This is a genomic window from Billgrantia aerodenitrificans (genome assembly GCF_021404405.1).
GTDB classification, from domain to species: Bacteria; Pseudomonadota; Gammaproteobacteria; order Pseudomonadales; family Halomonadaceae; genus Halomonas; species Halomonas aerodenitrificans.
Genome location: NZ_JABFTV010000029.1, coordinates 1 through 1750, shown reverse-complemented (window position 1 = coordinate 1750; position 1750 = coordinate 1). Strand labels below are relative to the sequence as shown.

General features: G+C 56.4%; 1 rRNA gene. It reads left to right on the top strand.

Annotated elements, in window-relative coordinates:
- Positions 1 to 1722: ribosomal RNA gene (locus HOP59_RS23400) — 23S ribosomal RNA — on the top strand; the annotation flags it as partial.
- Positions 1723 to 1750 lie beyond the last annotated feature (28 nt).

Sequence of the window (1750 nt, the reverse complement as noted above, 5' to 3'; positions counted from 1 at the left end):
GCGGTAGAGGAGCGTCGTGTAAGCCGATGAAGGTGGATTGAGAAGTCTGCTGGAGGTATCACGAGTGCGAATGCTGACATGAGTAACGACAAGGGGAGTGAAAAACTCCCCCGCCGGAAGACCAAGGGTTTCTGTTCGACGCTAATCGGAGCAGAGTGAGTCGGCCCCTAAGGCGAGGCCGAAAGGCGTAGTCGATGGGAAACGGGTCAATATTCCCGTACCTCACTGTATTGCGATGGGGGGACGAAGAAGGCTAGGTGGGCCAGGCGTTGGTTGTCCTGGTGAAAGCCCGTAGGCTGGGGATTTAGGCAAATCCGGATCCCCAAGGCCGAGAGGCGAGACGAAGGCACTACGGTGCCGAAGTCATCGATGCCACGCTTCCAGGAAAAGCCTCTAAGCTTCAGATACAGTGGGACCGTACCCCAAACCGACACAGGTGGTCAGGTAGAGAATACCAAGGCGCTTGAGAGAACTCGGGTGAAGGAACTAGGCAAAATGGTGCCGTAACTTCGGGAGAAGGCACGCCGGCGTAGGGTGAAGGCACTTGCTGCTGGAGCTCGAACCGGTCGAAGATACCAGGTGGCTGCAACTGTTTATTAAAAACACAGCACTCTGCAAACGCGCAAGCGGACGTATAGGGTGTGACGCCTGCCCGGTGCCGGAAGGTTAAGTGATGGTGTTAGCCCTCGGGCGAAGCTCTTGATCGAAGCCCCGGTAAACGGCGGCCGTAACTATAACGGTCCTAAGGTAGCGAAATTCCTTGTCGGGTAAGTTCCGACCTGCACGAATGGCGTAATGATGGCCACGCTGTCTCCACCCGAGACTCAGTGAAATTGAAATCGCAGTGAAGATGCTGTGTACCCGCGGCTAGACGGAAAGACCCCGTGAACCTTTACTATAGCTTCACACTGGACGCTGATGTTGCTTGTGTAGGATAGCTGGGAGGCTAAGAACCCCGGACGCCAGTTCGGGCGGAGCCAACCTTGAAATACCAGCCTGGCATCATTGGCGTTCTAACTCAGGTCCGTGATCCGGATCGAGGACAGTGTGTGGTGGGTAGTTTGACTGGGGCGGTCTCCTCCCAAAGAGTAACGGAGGAGCACGAAGGTACCCTCAGCACGGTCGGAAATCGTGCATTGAGTGCAAGAGCATAAGGGTGCTTAACTGCGAGACAGACACGTCGAGCAGGTACGAAAGTAGGTTCTAGTGATCCGGTGGTTCTGTATGGAAGGGCCATCGCTCAACGGATAAAAGGTACTCCGGGGATAACAGGCTGATACCGCCCAAGAGTTCACATCGACGGCGGTGTTTGGCACCTCGATGTCGGCTCATCACATCCTGGGGCTGAAGTCGGTCCCAAGGGTATGGCTGTTCGCCATTTAAAGTGGTACGCGAGCTGGGTTTAGAACGTCGTGAGACAGTTCGGTCCCTATCTGCCGTGGGCGTTGGATGTTTGAGAAGAGCTGCTCCTAGTACGAGAGGACCGGAGTGGACGCACCTCTGGTGTTCCGGTTGTCACGCCAGTGGCATTGCCGGGTAGCTACGTGCGGACGGGATAACCGCTGAAAGCATCTAAGCGGGAAGCCCCCTTCAAGATGAGACATCCCCGAGGCCTCGAGCCTCCTGAAGGGCCCAGCGAGACCAGCTGGTTGATAGGCCGGGTGTGGAAGCGCTGCAAGGCGTTGAGCTAACCGGTACTAATGGCCCGTGAGGCTTGACCATATAACCCCAAGGGGTCTGCGCATTGCGC